Annotated in this window: 16 protein-coding genes; 7 read left to right on the forward strand and 9 right to left on the reverse strand. The window is 69.0% G+C overall.

Annotation, left to right across the window (positions count from 1 at the left end):
• The first annotated feature begins 111 nt into the window (after positions 1-111).
• Positions 112-1,896, forward strand: coding sequence for a BCCT family transporter (locus BUE16_RS07535; RefSeq protein WP_073308180.1), 1,785 nt, complete (start codon positions 112-114; stop codon positions 1,894-1,896).
• An 85-nt stretch (positions 1,897-1,981) separates the two neighbouring features.
• Here the strand turns inward: BUE16_RS07535 and BUE16_RS07540 are convergent, their stop codons facing one another.
• Together BUE16_RS07540 and BUE16_RS07545 are read right to left on the reverse strand one after the other, a co-directional pair.
• Positions 1,982-2,200 (reverse strand): hypothetical protein, encoded by a 219-nt coding sequence (locus BUE16_RS07540; protein WP_073308182.1) that lies wholly within the window; start codon positions 2,198-2,200, stop codon positions 1,982-1,984.
• Between the two features lie 43 nt (positions 2,201-2,243).
• Positions 2,244-2,786: a hypothetical protein gene (locus BUE16_RS07545; protein ID WP_073308184.1), complete on the reverse strand. Its 543-nt coding sequence runs from the start codon at positions 2,784-2,786 to the stop codon at positions 2,244-2,246.
• A gap of 148 nt (positions 2,787-2,934) precedes the next feature.
• On the opposite strand from BUE16_RS07545, the gene BUE16_RS07550 reads away from it, so the two are divergent.
• Together BUE16_RS07550 and BUE16_RS16660 are read left to right on the forward strand one after the other, a co-directional pair.
• Complete coding sequence (locus BUE16_RS07550; protein WP_079991545.1) at positions 2,935-3,363, forward strand: hypothetical protein; 429 nt, start codon at positions 2,935-2,937, stop codon at positions 3,361-3,363.
• A gap of 47 nt (positions 3,364-3,410) precedes the next feature.
• Positions 3,411-3,572 carry a hypothetical protein gene (locus BUE16_RS16660; RefSeq protein ID WP_159435744.1) on the forward strand — a complete coding sequence of 54 codons (162 nt, stop codon included), beginning with the start codon at positions 3,411-3,413 and terminating at the stop codon, positions 3,570-3,572.
• A 9-nt stretch (positions 3,573-3,581) separates the two neighbouring features.
• Here BUE16_RS16660 and BUE16_RS07555 read toward each other — a convergent pair whose 3' ends face one another.
• The 3 genes from BUE16_RS07555 to BUE16_RS07565 all read right to left on the reverse strand — a co-directional run bounded on the left by BUE16_RS07555 (position 3,582) and on the right by BUE16_RS07565 (position 7,346).
• Positions 3,582-4,022 (reverse strand): universal stress protein, encoded by a 441-nt coding sequence (locus BUE16_RS07555; RefSeq protein WP_073308188.1) that lies wholly within the window; start codon positions 4,020-4,022, stop codon positions 3,582-3,584.
• Positions 4,023-4,214: 192 nt separating this feature from the next.
• Positions 4,215-6,065: a BCCT family transporter gene (locus tag BUE16_RS07560; RefSeq protein ID WP_073308190.1), complete on the reverse strand. Its 1,851-nt coding sequence runs from the start codon at positions 6,063-6,065 to the stop codon at positions 4,215-4,217.
• 54 nt (positions 6,066-6,119) lie between these two features.
• Positions 6,120-7,346: an NAD-binding protein gene (locus tag BUE16_RS07565; RefSeq protein ID WP_073308192.1), complete on the reverse strand. Its 1,227-nt coding sequence runs from the start codon at positions 7,344-7,346 to the stop codon at positions 6,120-6,122.
• 162 nt (positions 7,347-7,508) lie between these two features.
• Here BUE16_RS07565 and BUE16_RS07570 point away from each other — a divergent pair, with 162 nt between their 5' ends.
• On the forward strand, positions 7,509-7,889 hold the full coding sequence (locus BUE16_RS07570) for a Rid family detoxifying hydrolase (protein ID WP_073308194.1): 381 nt from the start codon (positions 7,509-7,511) through the stop codon (positions 7,887-7,889).
• A gap of 81 nt (positions 7,890-7,970) precedes the next feature.
• Here BUE16_RS07570 and fdhF read toward each other — a convergent pair whose 3' ends face one another.
• Positions 7,971-10,103, reverse strand: a complete 2,133-nt coding sequence (fdhF, locus tag BUE16_RS07575; protein WP_073308196.1) for a formate dehydrogenase subunit alpha — start codon at positions 10,101-10,103, stop codon at positions 7,971-7,973.
• 165 nt (positions 10,104-10,268) lie between these two features.
• Between fdhF and BUE16_RS07580 the strand changes: the two genes are divergently transcribed.
• Positions 10,269-10,835 (forward strand): hypothetical protein, encoded by a 567-nt coding sequence (locus tag BUE16_RS07580; protein WP_073308198.1) that lies wholly within the window; start codon positions 10,269-10,271, stop codon positions 10,833-10,835.
• Between the two features lie 118 nt (positions 10,836-10,953).
• Entirely contained in the window at positions 10,954-11,694 is a 741-nt protein-coding gene (locus BUE16_RS07585) for a hypothetical protein (RefSeq protein WP_073308200.1), read from the forward strand.
• A gap of 11 nt (positions 11,695-11,705) precedes the next feature.
• On the opposite strand, the gene BUE16_RS07590 is transcribed toward BUE16_RS07585, so the two are convergent.
• The 3 genes from BUE16_RS07590 to BUE16_RS07600 form a co-directional block, all read right to left on the reverse strand.
• The gene (locus BUE16_RS07590) at positions 11,706-13,085 is read right to left on the reverse strand and encodes an FAD-binding oxidoreductase (protein ID WP_073308202.1); all 1,380 of its coding nucleotides are present in this window, start codon (positions 13,083-13,085) and stop codon (positions 11,706-11,708) included.
• Between the two features lie 63 nt (positions 13,086-13,148).
• Positions 13,149-14,858, reverse strand: a complete 1,710-nt coding sequence (locus tag BUE16_RS07595) for a formate--tetrahydrofolate ligase (protein ID WP_073308204.1) — start codon at positions 14,856-14,858, stop codon at positions 13,149-13,151.
• A gap of 116 nt (positions 14,859-14,974) precedes the next feature.
• A complete protein-coding gene (locus tag BUE16_RS07600; protein ID WP_159435745.1) occupies positions 14,975-16,402 on the reverse strand; it encodes a trimethylamine methyltransferase family protein in 1,428 nt (475 codons plus the stop codon).
• Between the two features lie 126 nt (positions 16,403-16,528).
• Here BUE16_RS07600 and folP point away from each other — a divergent pair, with 126 nt between their 5' ends.
• A complete protein-coding gene (folP, locus tag BUE16_RS07605) occupies positions 16,529-18,958 on the forward strand; it encodes a dihydropteroate synthase (RefSeq protein ID WP_073308206.1) in 2,430 nt (809 codons plus the stop codon).
• Positions 18,959-19,378 lie beyond the last annotated feature (420 nt).

Consider the following 19,378-nt stretch of genomic DNA (forward strand, 5'->3'; position numbering starts at 1 on the left):
GCCCGGATACTGTCACCCCACGACGGAACCGACGGCAACCGACGGACGCGAAACGCGAACGGAGGGACGAAATGATACGGAACAACGGAACCGACGACGGAGGGGTACAGTATGGCTGACGGTGAGAAAGAAACCACGGGCGAGATGTCTGACGGGTTGCAGGTGGAACTGTTCCACCCGGAATCCGACCGCGAGCCGGGGGACACCAACTACCAAGGGTACGGGTTCGACGTTCACCCAGTGGTGTTCCCGGTCGCGCTAGTCCTCATCGCGGCGTTCATCGCACTCACGATCCTCGGGCCGGAGTTCGGGCTCGACGTGGCGGCCGGCTACACCTGGCTGTTCAACTTCATCGGGAACACGTTCGGCTGGTTCTACCTGCTGGTGGTGAACATCTTCATCGTCGTGTTGCTGTACTTCGCGTTCAGCAAGTACGGGAACATCAGGATCGGCGGCGTGGAAGCCGAAAAGGAGTTCAGCGACTTCTCCTGGATGGCGATGCTGTTCAGCGCCGGCATGGGGATCGGCCTCATGTTCTTCAGCGTCCTGGAGCCGGTGTTCTACTTCACGAGCCCCCCGGGCTACTGGGGAGTTGAAGCCGGGACCGGCGCGGCCGCGACGGCGGCGATGGCCCAGACGTTCTTCCACTGGGGCTTCCACCCGTGGGCGATCTACGGGCTGGTCGGTCTGGGCCTCGCGTTCTTCTCGTTCAATCGGGGGTTACCGCTCACGTTCCGGTCGATCTTCTGGCCACTGCTCGGCGAGCGGATCTACGGCTGGGCGGGCCACATCATCGACCTCGTGACGGTGTTCGCGACGCTGTTCGGGCTCGCGACCTCGCTCGGGCTCGGCGTCGCACAGGTGAACTCCGGGATCCAGTACGTCTCGGTCGAGATCCTCGGCGTCCTGGGGAGCTTCCCGAACAACACCCTGGTCCAAGTGGTGCTCATCGCGGGCATCACCGGTATCGCGACGCTGTCGGTCGCGGCCGGGCTCGACGGCGGGGTCAAGCGGCTGAGCACGCTGAACCTCTACCTGATGTTCGTGCTGCTCGCCTTCCTCCTCCTCGTCGGGCCGACCATCTTCGTGCTCGGGGCCTGGATCGAGGGCCTCGGCGCGTACTTCGGTAACGTGGTCGAGCTCGGCTTCTTCCGCGGCGCGATGGCTGCCGGTGGCGGCACCGTCACCGCGTGGACGGTGTTCTACTGGGGCTGGTGGATCGCGTGGTCGCCGTTCGTCGGGATGTTCATCGCACGCATCTCGAAGGGGCGGACAGTCCGCGAGTTCGTCATCGGGGTGCTGTTCCTCCCGTCGCTGTTCTCGACGATCTGGCTCGCGACGTTCGGCGGCAGTGCGCTGGCCGACTCCGTCACCAGCGAGGGTGCCGGAGCGGTCGTCGGCGCGTACAACGAGATGGGGTACGCCGCTTTCGAGACGCTGGGGATGTTCGTGATGCTCGAACAGTACCCGCTCGGCGCCATCTCGGCGTCGCTCGCGACGCTGCTCGTCATCACGTTCTTCGTCACCTCCTCGGACTCGGGGTCGCTGGTCGTCGACCACCTGACCTCGGGTGGGAAGCACGACGTGCCGAAGACCCAGCGCGTCTTCTGGGCGGTCACCGAGGGTGCTGTCGCCGCCCTGCTGCTCATCGGCGGCGGGCTGACCGCGCTCCAGACGGCAGCCATCACGACGGGGTTACCGTTCGCGGTCATCCTGACGTTGATGTGTTACACCGTCTATCTCGGACTCGACAATGAGTACGAGATCCTCGAATCGGAGGCGTTTGCTGATCGCATCGAGGACATGACCGCCGCGGACGACGTGGACGTCGTCACCTCCGGAAAGGAGACCGTCACGGACATCTCCGAACGGGACGACTCCGTGAGCAGCGACTGAGCGGCCGTCGACGCGGACCTTTCTTTCGGTGACCCCACCGGCCGGCCAGCGACGCCGCTCCCGCCAGCCCGGCACCGTCACCGCCTCAGTAGTACTTCCACTCGTCGTCGCTGTCGCCGTGTCTGACCTCCCCGTCGTCGGGCTCTTCGTCGGGCCACTCCACGCCGCCGCCGCGGAGCTGCTTGTACGCGTACGTGCCGAGCGCGACGACCATGAGGACGAGCACGAGGCTCGCGGCGATCGCGGCGGCCTGGGCGACCGACTCGAGCAGTCCGCCCCCGAACTGGAGCGGTACGGGACGCATACGCATTCTAACGGCCGCTGTGGCGAAGAAGCTTGCCGCCGACTCAGCCGACGGTTCGATCAGTTACCTCCCGGTCAGCGTGAATCCACCGTCGCGTGAGCCCGCCGAGTCCGACCGCGGCGAGTACGAGCCAGACGCCGGCGGCCGGGAGCGGCGGCAGCACGAGCCACGGGAGGGCGCCGAGAACCGCCCCGACCACCGCGCCGACCCACGGGCGACGCGCCCCCTCGACGCCGGTGAGCCACGTTCCGACGACGACGTAGCCGAGCGCCGCCACGAGGAGCACCGCCACGAGGAGCGCCGCGACGGCGAGCCACGCGATCACCCCGATACGCACGCGGGCGGCCAGCAGGGCGGCGTACACCCCGATGAACGCGACCAGCCCGAACGCGACCAGCCCGTAGCCGACCACGAGAAGGGATTCCTCGACGGCGAGATCGACTCCCCGGTCGACGATGGCTGGCCGCCAGGCGACGAACGCGGTCCCGCCGAGCAAGACCGCCACGAACGAGACGACGGCCCTGACGATCCCGGGCCCGTCGGCGACGATCGAGGGGTCGACGGCCGCAGGGCCGAACGGAGTCATACCCCACACGTGGGCGAAGCGCCGTGAAAAGGTGTCGGGTGTGGCCACCCGCCGCGACCGGACACCGCCTCGTTCGCGTCGCTGTCGTGTGTGACGCGGACGATACGGCGAGCCACTTATCCTTCCGGCTCCCCTATCTTACCACGTCGTGTCAAGCGCCTTGCGGGCCCTGTTCCGGACGCTGAAAACCGCCGGGCAGCGGGTCGCGAAACCGCTCCAGCGCGGGGACGGCCCGAACAAGTTCGACCTCTCCTCGGTCGATACGGCGACGACGACGTACGAGGGGGACGACGGGTGGGCGAAGCGACCGCCGGCGACGCTTGAGTGTCCCCGATGCGGGAGCGACATCCTCCAGCACAACGCACGCGACAGCATCGACTGTCCGCGCTGCGTCGCGGAGTTCGAATACGAGGAGTTCACCGACCTGGAGCTGCTTCACCTCACCTGTCCGATCTGTGGCAGCCGGATGCTCCACGGCCAGCGGCATCCCGAGCAGTTCGACATTCCGGAGTGGGCCACCTGTAACGCCTGCCGGTATCACTGGGAGTTCAAACACTCCTACGTCGGCGACAGGTAGCCGCTACGCGGGGGAACTATACGTGGGGGCCACGCCTCTCCGGGGTGATGGCCGAGATCCTCCCTGCGGTGCTCGTGGTCGTTGCGATCGGACTGTTCGCGCTCGCGCTGTGGCTGATGACTGCGGGCCGGTTCGGGTTCGCTGGTGCCGCGTTCCTCTGTGCGAGCATCGCCATCTACGTCCGGGAAACCCTCGCTCAGGAGGGGTGATCCGGCGACCTAGTCGTCGACCTGCATCCGGTGGGTGATGACGGGAACCGTCGACGTGCGGACGACCTTGTCGGTCGTTCCGCCGAGGATCCCCCCGAGTTTCCCCCGGTAGGCGGACCCCATGACGATGGCGTCCATCCCCGAACCTTCCGCGTAGTCGACGATCTCCTCGGAGATCGTGCCGGTGCGGAACGCCGTCTCACAGTCGACCCCCCGTTCGGTGGCGTACTCGCAGATGTTCCCGAGCACCTCCTCGCCGTACTCCCGGTACTCCTCGCGCATCTCCTCCTCGTCGTCGCGCAGTGCCAGCGCCCGGGGCGCCCCCGGAAGATCGATGACGTACAGCGCGTGTACCGACGCGCCCAGCGCGGCCGCGAGTTCGATACCGTGTTTAGCCCCCTTCTGCGCTTCGTCCGTCCCGTCGTACGGGATCAGTATGCTCTCGTACATTTCCCTCGCCTCAACTGGAGTTTTCGAATCAGGAAGAAATAGCTTCCGGCGACGACGGTGGATCGGGACGGAGGCGCCGGTTGAGCCGCCTCAGGTGCGTTCGCAGGCTCGAAGCACGACATATAATTTTCTTTATGTGATTGCCTGTAGCCGCGGTCCTGTCCGCTGACCGTCCTCGTGTGACCGGCGCGATCAGTCCTCCTTCGACGGGTCGACGTCGTGGTGGCCGTGGATCGTGGGCAGTTTGTTCCAGAGCCGCACGACCGGCGAGGTGTGACCACCCTCCTCCCGCCGGAACGTGAGCGTGAGCCCGGCGAGTGCGACCACCGACAGCACGGCGAACGGGCCGCCGGTGAGCACCGCCATCGCCTGCAGCGTCTCCCCGCCGCCCAGCAGAAGCACCGAGACGGCCACCACGCCCTGGAACCCACCCCAGAAGGCGATGCTGCCGGGGGTCGGAGCGAGCCCCCGTTCCGAGGAGAGCACGGCGACGACCAGCGTCGAGGTGTCCGCCGAGCTCGTGATGAAGACGACGATCAACGCGAGGAAAGCGAACACGAGCAGTTCGCCGAGCGGAAGCGCGGCGAGCACGGGGAAGCCGGCGACGGCCTCTGCACCCTCGCTGGCGGCCATCCGTCCGAGCACGTCCACCGCCCCGCGCCGCTGGACGAACAGCGAGGTGCCACCCATCAGGAGGAACCAGCCCATCGTCGCGGCCGCCGTCGCGACGACACCGGTGAACACGACCGTCCTGATCTTCATTCCCCGCGATAGCGCGGCGAGGAAGAGGCCGGCGAAGGGGGCCCACGAGAACCACCACGACCAGTTCCACACGGTCCAGGAAGCGACCCACTCATCCCCGAGAAAGAGGCTCATGGGGACGAAGTTCCCGAGGTACGAGCCCAGCGCGGCCGTCCCCTGAGCGGCGACGAACGACCGGGGGCCGACCGCGAGGAGGAGGAGCCCGAACAGCCCGAACAGCGCGACGTTGAGGCCGGCGATCCGGCGGATGCCGCGGTTGACGCCGGTCGTCGCCGAGAGCACGTAGATCAGCGTGAGCCCCCCGACGAACAGCAGCGGCCCGGAGCTCCCGGTTTCGACCCCCCACGTGAAACCGACGCCCGTGAGGAACTGCTGGCCGACCAGCGCGACGGAGGTGGCGATCCCGCCGATGGTGGCGAAGACCGCCAGCGTGTCCACGAGCCGGGCGGCGGGGGAGTCGAGCCCGTCCACGCCCAGGAACGGCGCCAGAATCGTCGAGACGCGCAGCGGGGCCCCCCGCTGGAAGACGAAGTAGGCGATGGGAACGCCGATGACGGCGTAGGCGCTCCACGCGGAGACCCCCCAGTGGAACAGCGCGTACGTCAGCGCCGGCCCGACCGCCCCCGCGGATTCGTGCGTCGCGCCGAAGTACGGGGGTGGCGTCCCGTAGTGGAACAGTGCCTCCGCGGGCCCCCAGAAGACGATGCCGGCGGCGATACCGGCGGTGAAGACCAGCGTGAAATAGGTCGGGTAGGTGTAGGCCGGCTCGGCGTCGGGCCCGCCCAACCTGATCTCCCCCCACGGGCCGACGAGCAGGACGGCACAGTAACAGACGGCGAGTAGCATCGCCCCGAGGAACAGCGGCCCGGTGTCCCGCAGGAGGACGTCGCGGACGGCGTTGACCGCGCCGACGGTCGCCGACGGGGCGACGAACTGGAGCGCGAAGAACAGCGTGAACGTCGCCACCGGAACCCCGAGGATGACCGGATCGTGGCGGGCGAGGAACTCGCCGACGGCCTCGCGCAGCGTCGCCCGGCGGACGCGCAACAGGTAGGCCGCCGCGTTCGACTCCTCCTCGGTCCCGCCTGGGAGCACGGCGAGGTAACCGAGCCCGGAACCGAAGAACAGCAGCGAGATCACGAGCCACCCCCGGCCGTCCACCGTCGACCCGACGAACGACGGGAAAAAGAAGCCGGCCGCGACCACCGCGCCCGAAAGGGCACACGTCGGCGCGAGGAGCTGCCGAAGGGTCCGTTCGGCCCCGCCGGTGCCGGTACTCATCGTTCGCTACTCGGTACCGAGGGGCAAAGGCGTACCGCCGATGAGGGTCACAGCTCAGGTCGCGTCGTCGTCCTGATCGTCCCCGTCGAACAGCGCCGACGCGCCGAGGACGGTTCGCCCGAGGAGCCGCCCGCCGATCCGGGTCGGGCTGATGACCTCGTCGGCGCCGACGTGACGGAGCTTGTCCGCCTGCTGGCGGTCGCTCGCGGCGGTGACGATCCGGATGTCCGGGTTCGCCTTCCGAGCGGTGACGACGGCCAGCACGGCTTCCGAGTCGTCGGTCAGCGCGACGACGACACCCCGTGCCGTGCCGACGTTCGCGTCGTGTAACGCCGCGTCGTCCGTCGGGTCCGCGGTCAGGACGTTCACCCCCTCGGCTTCGAGGTGGCTCGCGGCGTCGCCGTCGTCGGTGATGACGGCCACGTCCGTCCCGTCGCCCAGTTCCTCGAGGAGCGGTTCCGTCAGGTCGTTGTAGCCGAGCACCAGCACGTGGTCCTCGAGCAGTGTGAGTTCCGATGCGCTCATGTTTCCGAATGCGGCCGCCATCCGCGACTCGATCGCCGGCGCGACGAGCGAACTCACCGCAATGGTGAACGCGCCCGTGCCGAAGAGGATCACCGAGAGGGAGAACCACTTGGCCCTGGCTGACAGGGGCGTGATGTCGCCGTAGCCGACCGTCCCGATGGTGACGATCACGTAGTACACCGCGTCGCTCCACGACGAGAGGTTCGTGAACTCCGATTGGAGCCCGTAGCTGCCGACGCTGCCGTAGACGACGACGCCGAGGACCGCGGCCAGCGCGGCGATCTGCAGCGAGGAGAGGTCGAGCGACTCGTCGAACCGCTCCCGGTTCCACACCAACAGCGGGAGCGCGAGGCCGACCGTGGCGAGCAGCGGCACGTCGGTCGGCTGGAGCGTCACCAGCGGCAAGACGCCGACCGCCGGCAACACGGCGAGCGCGGCGTACCACGCCAGCGCCTTCCCGCGGTTCAACCCGAGCGTGATCGGCCCGAGCGCGAACGCACAGAGCACCCCAGCGAACTGAGCGTAGGTCCCGGCCGCGGGCACGACCGCCGCGAGCGGTCCGTCGAGCGGAACGCTCGGCTGGCTGAGGTTCGAGAGCCCGGCGACGAACGCCAGCACGGTCGCGACGCCGGTGGCGAGGACGGCGGGCTTCGCGCCGGAGACCCGCCGCCAGTCGACGAGGCGAACCCGGTCGGCGTCGTAGAACAGTCGCTCGAGGGCCGAATCCGGCAGCTCCTCCGGCGGCTCCCCGGCCATGCTGTCCCTTCTCGGGAGTCGGGGCATAAAACTTCCACCGCGGGGGGACCCCCGGGGTCGAGACGCGACCACATCGTATAATCTGTCTTATATTTCGTGTTTGCCCCGATCTCGCCGGTCGCTGTCGGTACGTATATTCCGCTCCCGACGGACAGGCCGACCGTGAAACGGATCATCAGTACCGACGACGCCCCCGCGGCCGTCGGCGCGTATAGTCAGGCGACGACGAACGGCGACCTCCTCTTCACCGCCGGCCAGCTCCCGCTCACGACCGACGGCGAGCTGCTCGACGACGAGTCGGTCGCCGTCCAGACCGAACAGTGTCTCGACAACGTGGCCGCCATCCTCGAATCCGAGGGGCTCGACCTCGGCGATGCACTGAAACTGACCATCTTCCTCGACGACATCGAGGACTTCGACGAGATGAACGAGACGTACGGCGGCTACTTCGACGACGAGCCGCCGGCGCGCAGCGCCGTCGAGGTCGGGAACGTTCCGAAGGGCGCCGCCCTGGAGATCGAGGCCATCGCCGACGCATCCTGACGCCCTCGGCGACTTTCGTATCAATAAGCATCGGTCACGCAGTCGCGGCGATCCCGGACGGGTCGGCGCGGACGACCGCGGTCAGTCGTCCGCCGGCGTGTCGTCCGTCGACGCCTCGTCCGCGGGGTCGATGTCGACCTCGATCTCCGCGGCTGCGGCCTTGTACTCGGGGATCTTCGCGCGCTCGTCGAGCACGTCGTTCGTCAGCCGGTTGGCCGAGGCGGCGGCGAAGTGCGGCGTCGTCCAGATGGACCCCTCCTTGATCGCCTCCGTCACCTGTACCTTCACCTCGATCTCGCCGCGTCGCGACCGGAGTTTCACCGTGTCACCGTCCTCGATGCCGTACCGGTCGGCGTCGTTCGGGTGGATGTCGACGAAGTTCTCCGGGTGCTGGCGCTTCAGCGTGGGGGAACGTCTGCTCATCGTCCCCGTGTTGTAGTGCTCCTCGAGCCGGCCGGTCGTGAGGATGAGCGGATACTCCTCGTCCGGGACTTCCGCCGGCGACTGATGGCGGACGCCCTCGATCTGGCCGTAGCCGCTGTCCGTCGTGAAGCCGTCCTCGTAGAGGAACGAGTCGCCCTCGTCGCCCGGCTCCTTGCACGGCCAGTGGATCCCCGTCTCACCCAGCGCGTCGTAGGTCATGCCGTGGTAGTCGGGACACACCTGTCGGAGTTCCTCGAAGACGTCCTCCGGGCCGTCGAAGTCGAATCCCTCCCCGAACAGTCGGGTGCCGACCTCACAGAGGATGTCGAGGTCGTGTTTCGTGGTCTCGTGGACCTTCCCGGCGCCGCGCATCCGCTGGACCCGCCGGTCGGTGTTGGTGACCGTCCCGCCGCGCTCTGCCCACGTCGTCGCCGGCAGGATCACGTCGGCGTACTTGGCGGTCTCGGTCATGAAGATGTCCTGGACACAGAGGAACTCGAGGTCCTTGATGCGCTCCTCGACGCGGTTGCCGTCCGGCTCCGACATCACGGGGTTCTCGCCCATGATGTAGAGCCCGTGGACGGTGTCGCCGGCGGCGTGTGAGATCTCGACGTTCGTCAACCCCGGCTCCGGCGGGATCTCGAACCCCCAGACGTCCTCGACCGATTCGCGGGCCTCGTCGTCGTCGACGAGCTGGTAGCCGGGAAGGACGTTCGGCATCGCGCCGACGTCACAGGCTCCCTGGACGTTGTTCTGGCCGCGCAGCGGGTTGACACCGGTCCCCGGTCGGCCGAGGTTGCCCGTGATCAGCGCGAGGTTGATCTCGTTTTGCACGTTGTCGACGCCGCAGGTGTGCTGGCTCATCCCCATCCCGGTGAAGATGGCGGAGTTGTTCGCCATGGCGTACTTCTCGGCGGCGCGTTCGATGTCCTCGAGGGGGACGCCGCACTGCTCTGCAGCCTCCGCCTTGACGAAGTCCGAGAGCGTCTCCTTCAGGTGGTCGAATCCCTGCGTCCGCTCCTCGATGAACGCCTCGTCGATCCACCCCTCATCGGGGTTCTCCTCGTGCTTCTCGAGGATGGTCTTGATGACGACGTTGAGCAGCGGGATGTCCGTCCCCGGCTCGTTCTGGAGGTGCATGTGTCGCTCCGTCCCCTCGATGTCGAACGAGCGCGTGGTCTTGTTCGCGTGCGGGTCGACCTGGATGACCGTCGCCCCCTCGAGGACGGCCTGCCGGAAGTACTGGCTGTTGGCGATCGGGTGTTGCTCGCCCGGGTTCGCCCCCTGGATCCAGAACACGTCGGCCTTCTCCTCGAGGTCCGCCATGCTGTTGGTCATCGCCCCGGCGCCGAGGCTCGTCCGCAGCGCCCACACCGTCGACGCGTGACACATCCGCGTGCAGTTGTCGATTTGATTGGTGCCGTAGCGGCGGGCGAGCTTCTGGAGGAGGTAGTTCTCCTCGTTCATCGTCTTCGAGGAACTGAAGAAGCCCATCCCGTCCGGGCCGTAGTCGTCGTGGATGCGCTCCATCTCCTCGACGATGTACGAGTACGCCTCGTCCCAGGACGCTTCACGGAACTCCCCGTCCTCCTTGATGAGCGGGTCGGTCAGTCGGTCCTCGTGTTCAACGACCTCCGTGGCGGCACCGCCTTTGATGCAGATGCTCCCTTCGTTGACCGGCGCGTCGGCCCACGGCATGAATCGCATGTCGCCGGGCCGTACTTTGATGCCACAGCCGACACCGCAGTACGGACAGATCGTCTTGATCGGTTCGTTATTTTCTGTTGACATTATTGGTGAACCCCGGGCTTGCTGCCCACCTCTCGGAGTCTTACCTCTGATATGACCGCCCCACTTGTATGAAGCTTTCCGCGACCACCCGTTCAGTCGCCAGCGTACCGCGCTCAGCCCGGCTCGGGGAAACGTTGACCCCGGTCGTCCTCGAAGCGACGTGATATGGAACTCACGCGCTCGCTCGTCGAGCGGAATGCCCGGGAATACGCCGAGCTCGAGCCGCTAGCCACCGTCGAGGCGGAACACGTCGAGCTGCTCCCGGGGACGTTCGAAAGCGGCGAGTTCGGCCGTCGCGACGCCCAATGGGTCGTTCAGTGGTACTTCAGGCGGTTCCTCGGTGCGTACCCCGACAAGGAGCGTCGAGCGACCGAAGAGGCGTTCCGCGACAACGAGTTCACGACGGTGCGAGACGCGCTGACAACGGTCCGCTCGTCGGGGGGAACGGCCGAGAAACTCGACCGTCTGACGACGCTCGACGGGGTGGACGTCCCGGTCGCCTCGGCGTTCCTCCTATTCATATTTCCGTCTCGATACGTCGTGCTTGGCGAGCGGGAGTGGACGGTCCTGCACGCGGCCGGCGAACTCGACGCGCCCTACCCTGAGGTCCCGTCGATCGACGACTACCAGACGTACGACGCACGCTGTCGGGAGCTCCGCGAGCGGTTCGACGTGGACGCGTGGACCCTCTACCGGGCGCTGTGGCGACTCGGCGCCGACCGCGAGGATTGATCCCGGGCCGCCCGAAGGTTCTTTCGCGTGCTGTGCCTCGTGGGGAGCGATGGGAGACGCCCTCCAACGAACCCCACCCGCTCGACCGCCGGCAGCGACGACCCCGAGGTGACCGCCGGTGCGAGCGCTCGAGTCCCGGCTACCGGACGCGGTGCCGGCCAGCCTGCTGCTCGTCGTCGAGATCGCCCTGCTCGTCAACCCCGCCGTCCCCGGCGTTCACGTCGGCGAGGGCGAGGTCACCAGATACGAGGCGGCGCGCGTGAGCTACGACGACGCCGACGGGCTCCGGATCGTCGACGTGTCGAGCGGCGAGCCGCGCGAGCTCGTCGACGTCGACGACGACATCGGGTGTGAGGAGCTGGGTGGGCGCGTCTGCCAGTTCGAGCGTGCGGTGCTCGACGGAACCGACATCGGGGGGCCCGACCCCTTCCTGACCGAGGCGCAGTACACGTACGTCTACTTCAACGACACGCTCTACGGGCAGACGGCCACCGACGGGCCGAACGGGACGACCGCAGCGCTCGAACCGGTGACCGACGACGACCCGCTCGGCCGCATCGCCCTGACGGGTGACTACTCCCCGTCCGTCCGTCGCGCCATCGACGGCGAGACGGTGCTCGTCTACGGCGAGCTGTCGGTCGAGAACCAGCTGATCGAGCACGAGGGCGCGTACTACACGGTCCTGCCGACCGCCGGCAAGCGGTACGGTGGCGGCGGGAGCTTCTGTGCGTCGAGCGGCGAGGGGTTCTGCGAGGCCGCCGACGCCAAGCGGACGACCGACACCCTGCTCACCCTCGGCTCGCGGCTGCTGGGCGGGCTGCTGCTGCTCGCGGGATACACGCGCCGTGGACCGGACTGACGCGCCCTTGGTCAGTCGGGGAACGCGACCGTCGAGAACAGCCCCTCGGGATCCCACCGGCGCTTCACCGCCGCGAGCCGGTCGTAGTTCCCGCCGTAGGCTGCTCGGCGCCGTGTATCGCCCTCGTCGGCGGTGAGGAAGTTCGCGGCCGCCGCCCCGGTCGTGTACGGCGCCAGCGCCTCGTAGCCGGTCTCGACCCACTCGACGTGAGCCGCGTCGGCGGCCGGGTCCTCCCACCGGGCTTCGAGGAGCAGGTGGTGGGCCGCGTCGCGGTGCGGGTAGGCGGTCTCGTCCGGGGGTGGCGCCGTCTCCGCGCCGCCGCGCGGCGAGACGAACAGCGTCGCCTCCCCGTCGGGCACGTCGGTTGCGTACTCGACCGCCGTCTCGATGGCTGGCTCGGGGAGCGCGTCGAGATACTGGCTCCGCAGGTGCGTTCGCTTTGCCCCGCCGCTGTCGCCCGCTCGCTGGAACGTCTCGTAGGCTCGCCCCTGGAGCGTGTCCGCGAGCGGGTCGCCGAAGGTACGGAGCGGCGCGAGCACCTCCCGTCCCTCGGCGGGCGGGCCGGCGTGGAAGGCGATCAAGATGGCGACACGGGTCCCGTGTGCGTGTTCGGGGAACGTCGGCGAGGCCGGCAGCTCCATCACGCCGAACAGCAGCCTGACCTCCGGCGGCGCGTCCGCGGTGAACGACGCGTAGCGGCGTAGCAACGCCGGGGCGTCCTCCAGCCGGTGGACGAGCGAGCCGGCGAACACCTCCCCGATCTCGTGGAGGTCGAACTCGAAGCTCGTCACGACGCCGAAAGCCCCGCCGCCGCCCCGCAGCGCCCAGAACAGCTCCGGGTTCTCGGTCGCGCTCGCCCGGACTAGCTCCCCGTCGGCGGTGACGAGATCTACCGAGCGGAGGTTGTCGCTGGTGAGCCCGTGTTTCCGCGAGAGCCACCCCACACCGCCGCCGAGCGTCAGCCCGGCGACCCCGATGTTCGGGTCCTGTCCGCCCGGCACGGCGAGATCGAACGCCGTCGTCTCGTGGTCGACGTCGCCCCACGTCGCCCCGGGTCCGACCCGCGCCGTCCGCGCCTCGGGGTCGACCCGGATGCCGTCCATGGCGCCGAGGTCGAGCGTCAGCCCACCGTCGGTGAGCGCGCTCCCGGAGACGTGGTGGCCGCCGCCCTTGACCGAGAGGTCGAGACCGTGTTCGCGGGCGGCGTTCACCCCCGCCACGACGTCGGCGACGCCGCGACAGCTAAGGATCGCTGCCGGCTCGCGGTCGATCCGCGCGTTCCAGATCGTCCGGGCCGACTCGTAGTCGGGGCTGCCGGGTTCGAGCACGGTGCCGCGCGTCCGCTCGGCGAGCGAGGCGGCGAAATCGGGGACCTCGGTCGGGTCGGTCACGGGAGCCGGCCCGTCGATCGGTGTCGTTCGGTCATCGTGTCGACGGCGGGTGCAGCGGGGCCCTCAGAACAGCCCGCTGATGTTCTCGTCGGCGTCGATGTCCATGCCGGCGGCGGCCGGCTCCTCCGGCAGGCCGGGCAGCGTCAACACGTCGCCGGTAAGCACGACGAGGAAGCCCGCGCCGGCCGACGGGTACACCTCGGTCACCTCGAGCGTCCACCCCTCGGGGGCACCCTTCTTGCTGGCGTCGTCGCTGAACGAGTGGAACGTCTTCGACATGCAGACTGGAACGTCATCGAAGTCGAGGTCGGTCAGCCGCTCGATGTCGTCCTCGGCGGAGCCGTGGTACTCGACGCCCTCGGCGCCGTAGATCTCGGTGGCGACGGTCTCGATCTTCTCCTTGATCGAGGCGTCGACGTCGTACAGCGGGGCGAAGTCGGAGTCCGCCTCGATCGCGTCGGTGAGCTTCTCGGCGAGCTCGACGCCCCCTTCGCCGCCGTCGCTGAACACGTTCGACTCCGCGGCCGCGACGCCCAGCTCGTCCTCGCAGTGGTCGATGACGGTCTGGACTTCCTCGTCGGAGTCCTCGGGGAACCGGTTGATCGCGACGACGACCTCGACCCCGAACTTCCGGAGGTTCGAGACGTGCCTGTCGAGGTTCTCGAAGCCGCGTTCCAGCGCCTCGACGTTCTCGGATTCGAGCTCGTCAACGTCCGGCGGCCACATGTCGTAGCCGTGGTACTTCAGCGCGCGGACCGACGCGACGAGCGTCACCGCATCCGGCTCCATGTCGCCGAACCGGCAGACGATGTTCATGAACTTCTCCGCGCCGAGATCGGAGCCGAAGCCCGCCTCCGTGACGAGCACGTCGGCGAGGCTCGAGGCCACGTCGTCGGCGATCAGCGAGTTCGTCCCGTGGGCGATGTTGGCGAACGGGCCGCCGTGGACGAACGCGGGCGTCCCCTCGATGGTCTGGACCACGTTCGGCTTCAGCGCGTCCTTCAGCAGGATGGTGACCGCGCCGGTCGCGTCGATGTCGTCGACGGTGACCACGTCCCCGTCGCGGTCGTAGGCGACGATGATGCGGCCGATCCGCTCCTTGAGGTCCTGGATGCTGTCGGCGAGACACAGCACGGCCATGAGCTCGGACGCAGCGGTGAGGATGAACCCGTCCTCGCGGGGGACGCCCGTCACGTCGCCGCCGAGCCCGATGACGATCTCGCGGAGCACGCGATCGTTCATGTCGATGGCACGCGGCCAGTTCACCCAGTTGACCGCGATATCGAGTTCGTTGTGCTGTTTGATGTGGTTGTCCAGCATCGTCGAGATGAGGTTGTGCGCCGACGTGAGCGCGTGCAGGTCGCCGGTGAAGTGGAGGTTGATGTCCTCCATCGGGAGCACCTGCGAGTAGCCGCCGCCCGCGGCGCCGCCCTTCACGCCGAACACGGGGCCGAGCGAGGGTTCACGGATGGCGATGAGCGCGTCCTGGCCGATCCGGTTGAACGCCTGCCCGAGGCCGACGGTGGTCACCGTCTTCCCCTCGCCGAGGGGCGTCGGTGTCATCCCGGTGACGAGGACGAGGTCGCTGTCGGCGTCCGACTCCTCGGTGATCCGCTCGATGGCGTCGAGTTTCACCTTCGCCTTCTCCTCGCCGTGGAGCTCGAGGTCGTCGCGGGCGAGCCCGAACGGCTCGACCACGTCGGCGATGTGCTCCGTCTGTACTGATTGTGCGATCTCGTAGTCGGTCGGGAACCCTCCGTCGTCTGGTGACATTCTACAGGGAAGATTCGGAGCCTCCGTATGAATGTTCGCGTAGATATAACTGGATGGAGATGTCGAGTTTCGCGGCGCACGCCCAACGGGTCGTGTCTCGCGGCGCGTGCCGGCTCCTAGGTGTGGCGCTCGACGTAGGCGGCCAGATCCCGTTCGATGTCGGCGTCCATGGGGGGTCGCTCGTACGCCGCGAGACGCGCCTCGACCCGCTCGTGGGCGAGTTCCATCGCCGACTTCCCGCCGCTGGCCGACCAGTCGCCGTGCGTTCGCTTGTCGACGAACGCGGGCGAGAAGAACGCCGACTCGTCGGGCGCCCCCTCGTCGAGGAAGTGGCCGGCGGGGTCCGTCGCGGCCATCGCGTCGAGCGCGAACGTCCCCTCGTCGATCCGATAGCCGGCCCGGAACCGATCGAGATACCGGATTGCGTCACAGTCCAGCACGAACTTCTCCGGGGAGACCGTCGAGTACGACTCCATCACCCCGACGGCGTTGAGCACGTAATCGATGCCGCTGAAGGCCGTCACCGTCTGGAGCAGCATCGACTCGAACCCGCCGTGGTAGTCGACGGCCTTCGCGTCGGAGAGCCCGCCGCCGCCCCGCGACGGGAGCCCGTAGTATCGCCCCATGCGGGCCGCGAAGGAGACGAACAGCGCCGACTCCGGGCTCCCGATCGACAGCGACCCGTGGCGCGGGTCGATGTTCGAGGAGGGGACGCCGTAGACGACCGGTGTCCCGGGGTTGACGAGCTGTGTCAGCGTGATCGCCACGAGGTTCTCCGCGTTCGCCTGCGCCATCGCCGCGGGGAGCGACGCCGGGCCGGACGCCCCGGCCATCGTGAACGAGGAGACGATCGGCGGCTGCCCGTGTTCGGCGTACGTCATCAGGCCGCCGAGATGTGCCTCGTCGATGCTGCGCGGGGGCGTCGTGTTGACGAGCCCCGCGACGTACGGCTTGCTGAGGTCCGGGTCGTCGACCGCTATCGCGACCAGCTCCAGACAGTCGCGGGCCCGGTCGGCCCCGTACGTCGACCCCATGACCGGCTTGTCGGTGTGGGTGAGCGCCCGCCACAACATCTCGTAGTGACCCGTGCCCGGCGGCACGTCGTCGAGTTCACACAGTCGGTAGCCCGTACAGGAGATCACGTCCTCGGTCTGGGCGAGCTTCAACAGCGTCTCGTAGTCGTCGCGCGTCCCCCGTCGACGCTCCGCCCCGTAGCGAACCACGTTCGCCGGGCCGTGGCCGGGCGCGCGGACCGGCTCGCCGTCGCCGCCGACGGTCACGTCGTTGTCGGGGTTGCGCGCGTGAAGCGTGAACTCCGCGGGGGCCGACGCGACGCACTCCTCGACGAGGTCCCGGGGGACCCGGACGAGGTCCCCGTCGACGGTCGCGCCGTTGGCGTCGAGCAGCGCTCGAGCACGGTCGTGGTTCAGCTGGACGCCGAGCTCCTCGACGATCCGCATCGACGCCTCGTGGACCGCGGCGGCCCCGTCGGCGTCCAGCCGCTCGAGGGATGGGAAGTCCAGCGTTCCCCGGTCGTCGGTCACGACCGTCGTATCCGGGTCGACGGTTAATGCGTTGTGCCTCCCCTCGACATGCAAGCGACGCGACCGGTCGAGGTTCGGCGCGGCTGGCCTACCGTTTTATTCCATTACCGGGGAACCACGTCCGACATGGAGTATCACGAAGCGGTGAACGACCTCGAGCGGCTCCGGCGGCTGCGCCCGAAACTCGGGACGGAGACGACCGCCGCCCTCCTCGAGACGGTTGGTGACCCTCACGAGGGGATGGCCACCGTCCAGGTCGCGGGGTCGAACGGGAAGGGGAGCACCGCCCGGACCCTCGAGCGCGTGCTGCGGGAGGCCGGCGTCGACGTGGGGCTGTACACCTCGCCGGACCTGAACGACCTCCGCGAGCGGATCCGCGTCGGCGGGCAGAAGATCCCGAAACGGACGGTCGCCAGGTTCGTCGACGTGGTGTGGCCCTCGATCGTCGACCGCGCGGTCGACGGGGACGAACCGACGTTCTTCGAGGCGTTCACCGTGCTCGCGCTCTGGCACTTCGACCGTGAGGACGTGGACGTGGCGATCCTCGAGGTCGGGATCGGCGGCCGCTACGACGCGACGAGCGTCGTCGACCCCGTCGCCAGCGCCGTCACGAGCGTCAGCCTCGAACACACGGACATCATCGGGTCCACCGTCGAAGAGATCGCCCGCGACAAAGCGCAGGTCGCGCCGGCGGACGGTCCGCTCGTGACCGGCGCGACCGGGGCGGCGCTGGACGCGATCCGCGGGGAGACGGCAGTCGTCACGGTCGGCGGCGAGGACGCGGACGTGACCGCCACCGAGACGCCGAACGACCCGCCGACGACCGCGACCGTCTCCGTGGCCGGCCCGGACTGGGCGGTGGCGGCGGAGACGACTCTCCTCGGGGCCCACCAGGCGACCAACGCGGGGGTCGCCGCCACGCTCGCCCGACAGCTCGACGCCCGAACCGAGTTCGAGGTGTCCGACGAGGCGATCGCCGCCGGGATCAGGAACGTCACCGCCCCCGGGCGGTTCGAGCTCATGGAGACGGCGCCGCTCGTCGTGCTCGACGGGGCGCACAACCCGGGGGCCTGTGAGACGCTCGCCGCGACGCTCGACCGCTTCGCGTACGACGACTGCCATCTCGTCTTCGGGGCGATGCGCGACAAGGACCACGCGGCGATGTGCGAAGCGCTCCCGGCGGCCGATGCAGCCTATCTCGCGGAGCCGGAGACCGACCGGGCGCGGCGGACGGACGCGCTCGCGGCCGTTTTCGAGCGGGCGACTGGAACCACTCCCGAGACGTTCGGCTCGGTCGCCGGGGCGCTCGACCGGGCGCTGCGCGCCGCGGACCCCGGCGACTGCGTGCTCGCCACGGGGTCGCTGTACGTCGTCGCGGAGGCGCGGGACCGCTGGACGCGGATCCCCCGGACGTTCCAGCCCTCGACGCCGCGGGCGGCGCGGGCCGTGATGGAGCGGGCCGACGCGTCCCGGCGGACCCGGCGGGAGCGCGCCGACGAGACGGTGGGGCGGACGGTGCGGTTCCACGCCCGCCGCGGGATGGCCGACCGGCTCGCCACGGAGTTGCGGTCGCTCGGCGGGACCGCGGCCGTCTCGGCGATCACCGACGCCGACCAGCACGTCGAGGCCGTCCTCTCGGGGACCCACGCCGAGCTCAAGCGGCTCGTGGGACGGGTCCGGGGGTGGGAGGGCCGCAGCAGCGTCGTCGCGGCGTTGACCGACGCGCTCGACATCGGCGTCGACGCCGGCGGCGACCACCCGTGGGCGAACGGCACCGCGGTCATGGGGATCCTCAACGCGACGCCGGACTCCTTTCACGACGGCGGCGAGTACGACACCGTCGAGCGGGCGGTCGCGCGGGCCGAGACGATGGTCGCCGAGGGCGCCGACATCGTCGACGTGGGCGGCGAGTCGACCCGACCGGGCGCCGACCCGGTTCCCGTCGAGACGGAGATCGACCGCGTCGTGCCCGTCATCGAGGCGGTCGCGGGGCTGGACGCGCAGGTCTCCGTCGACACGCGCAAACCCCCGGTTGCGCGGGCGGCGCTCGAGGCCGGCGCGGACATCGTCAACGACGTGACCGGGCTCTCCGACGCGGCGATGCGCCGGACCGTCGCCGAGTACGACGTGCCGGCGGTGTGTATGCACAGCCTCGCCGCGCCGGTGGACCCGAACCGGTCGTACGCCTACGACGACGTGGTCGACGACGTGCTCGAAGCGCTCTCAGAGCGGCTGCTGCTCGCCGAGCGCGCGGGGATCGACCGCTCACAGCTCGTCGTCGACCCGGGGCTCGGATTCGGGAAGCGGAGCGGTGAGAGCTTCGCGCTGCTCGACCGGCTCGACGAGTTCCACGCGCTCGGCTGTCCGGTGATGGTCGGCCACTCGCACAAGTCGATGTTCGCGGACGTGGCGACCGACCCCGACGACCGGCTCGCCGCCACCGTCGCCGCCACCGCCCTCGCCGCCGAACGAGGTGCCGACGTGGTCCGCGTCCACGACGTGGCGCCGAACGCCGACGCCGTCCGGACGGCGGCCCGGACGATCGGCGAGGAGTGACCGGCCGGGGAGTCGAACCGTCGGTCCCGGCGCACGTGGACGTCCGACTCCGCAGGCCGCTTCCTCCGTAGGTGACCGGGCAGGTCGACGCTGGACCGGTCGCAGTCGTGAGAGCCGAAAGCGTCATTCCGCCGGGGAACGCGTACGTGGCCCACCGATGCGATTCCCGCCGCTACAGTTCAGCCTTCCCGCTGGCCCGTTCCTGGTCATCGGTCTGGTCACCCTCCTCTCGATCGCGCTGCCGGCGTACTACGTGTACAACGACGCGGGGAAGCGGAACAATGAGGATAGGCGGTTGTGGACGGTGGCGACCGTCCTCGGTGGCATCGCGGGGGGGTGGTTCCGTGGGAACGGTCTCCGGAGCGCTCCTCGTCGTCGTCCTCTACCTGATCGTCGGGCGCGACTGACCCGCGCCGCAGG

Source organism: Halobaculum gomorrense, from assembly GCF_900129775.1.
Lineage (GTDB): Archaea > Halobacteriota > Halobacteria > Halobacteriales > Haloferacaceae > Halobaculum > Halobaculum gomorrense.

Excerpts from the sequence above, each read along its gene's own strand:
- BUE16_RS07580 (WP_073308198.1), top strand. The coding sequence starts at position 10,269 with ATGGAACTCACGCGCTCGCTCGTCGAGCGGAATGCCCGGGAATACGCC.
- fdhF (WP_073308196.1), bottom strand. The coding sequence starts at position 10,103 with ATGTCAACAGAAAATAACGAACCGATCAAGACGATCTGTCCGTACTGC.
- BUE16_RS07565 (WP_073308192.1), bottom strand. The coding sequence starts at position 7,346 with ATGGCCGGGGAGCCGCCGGAGGAGCTGCCGGATTCGGCCCTCGAGCGA.
- BUE16_RS07545 (WP_073308184.1), bottom strand. The coding sequence starts at position 2,786 with ATGACTCCGTTCGGCCCTGCGGCCGTCGACCCCTCGATCGTCGCCGAC.
- BUE16_RS07535 (WP_073308180.1), top strand. The coding sequence starts at position 112 with ATGGCTGACGGTGAGAAAGAAACCACGGGCGAGATGTCTGACGGGTTG.
- folP (WP_073308206.1), top strand. The coding sequence starts at position 16,529 with ATGGAGTATCACGAAGCGGTGAACGACCTCGAGCGGCTCCGGCGGCTG.
- BUE16_RS07555 (WP_073308188.1), bottom strand. The coding sequence starts at position 4,022 with ATGTACGAGAGCATACTGATCCCGTACGACGGGACGGACGAAGCGCAG.
- BUE16_RS07540 (WP_073308182.1), bottom strand. The coding sequence starts at position 2,200 with ATGCGTCCCGTACCGCTCCAGTTCGGGGGCGGACTGCTCGAGTCGGTC.
- BUE16_RS16660 (WP_159435744.1), top strand. The coding sequence starts at position 3,411 with ATGGCCGAGATCCTCCCTGCGGTGCTCGTGGTCGTTGCGATCGGACTG.
- BUE16_RS07560 (WP_073308190.1), bottom strand. The coding sequence starts at position 6,065 with ATGAGTACCGGCACCGGCGGGGCCGAACGGACCCTTCGGCAGCTCCTC.
- BUE16_RS07595 (WP_073308204.1), bottom strand. The coding sequence starts at position 14,858 with ATGTCACCAGACGACGGAGGGTTCCCGACCGACTACGAGATCGCACAA.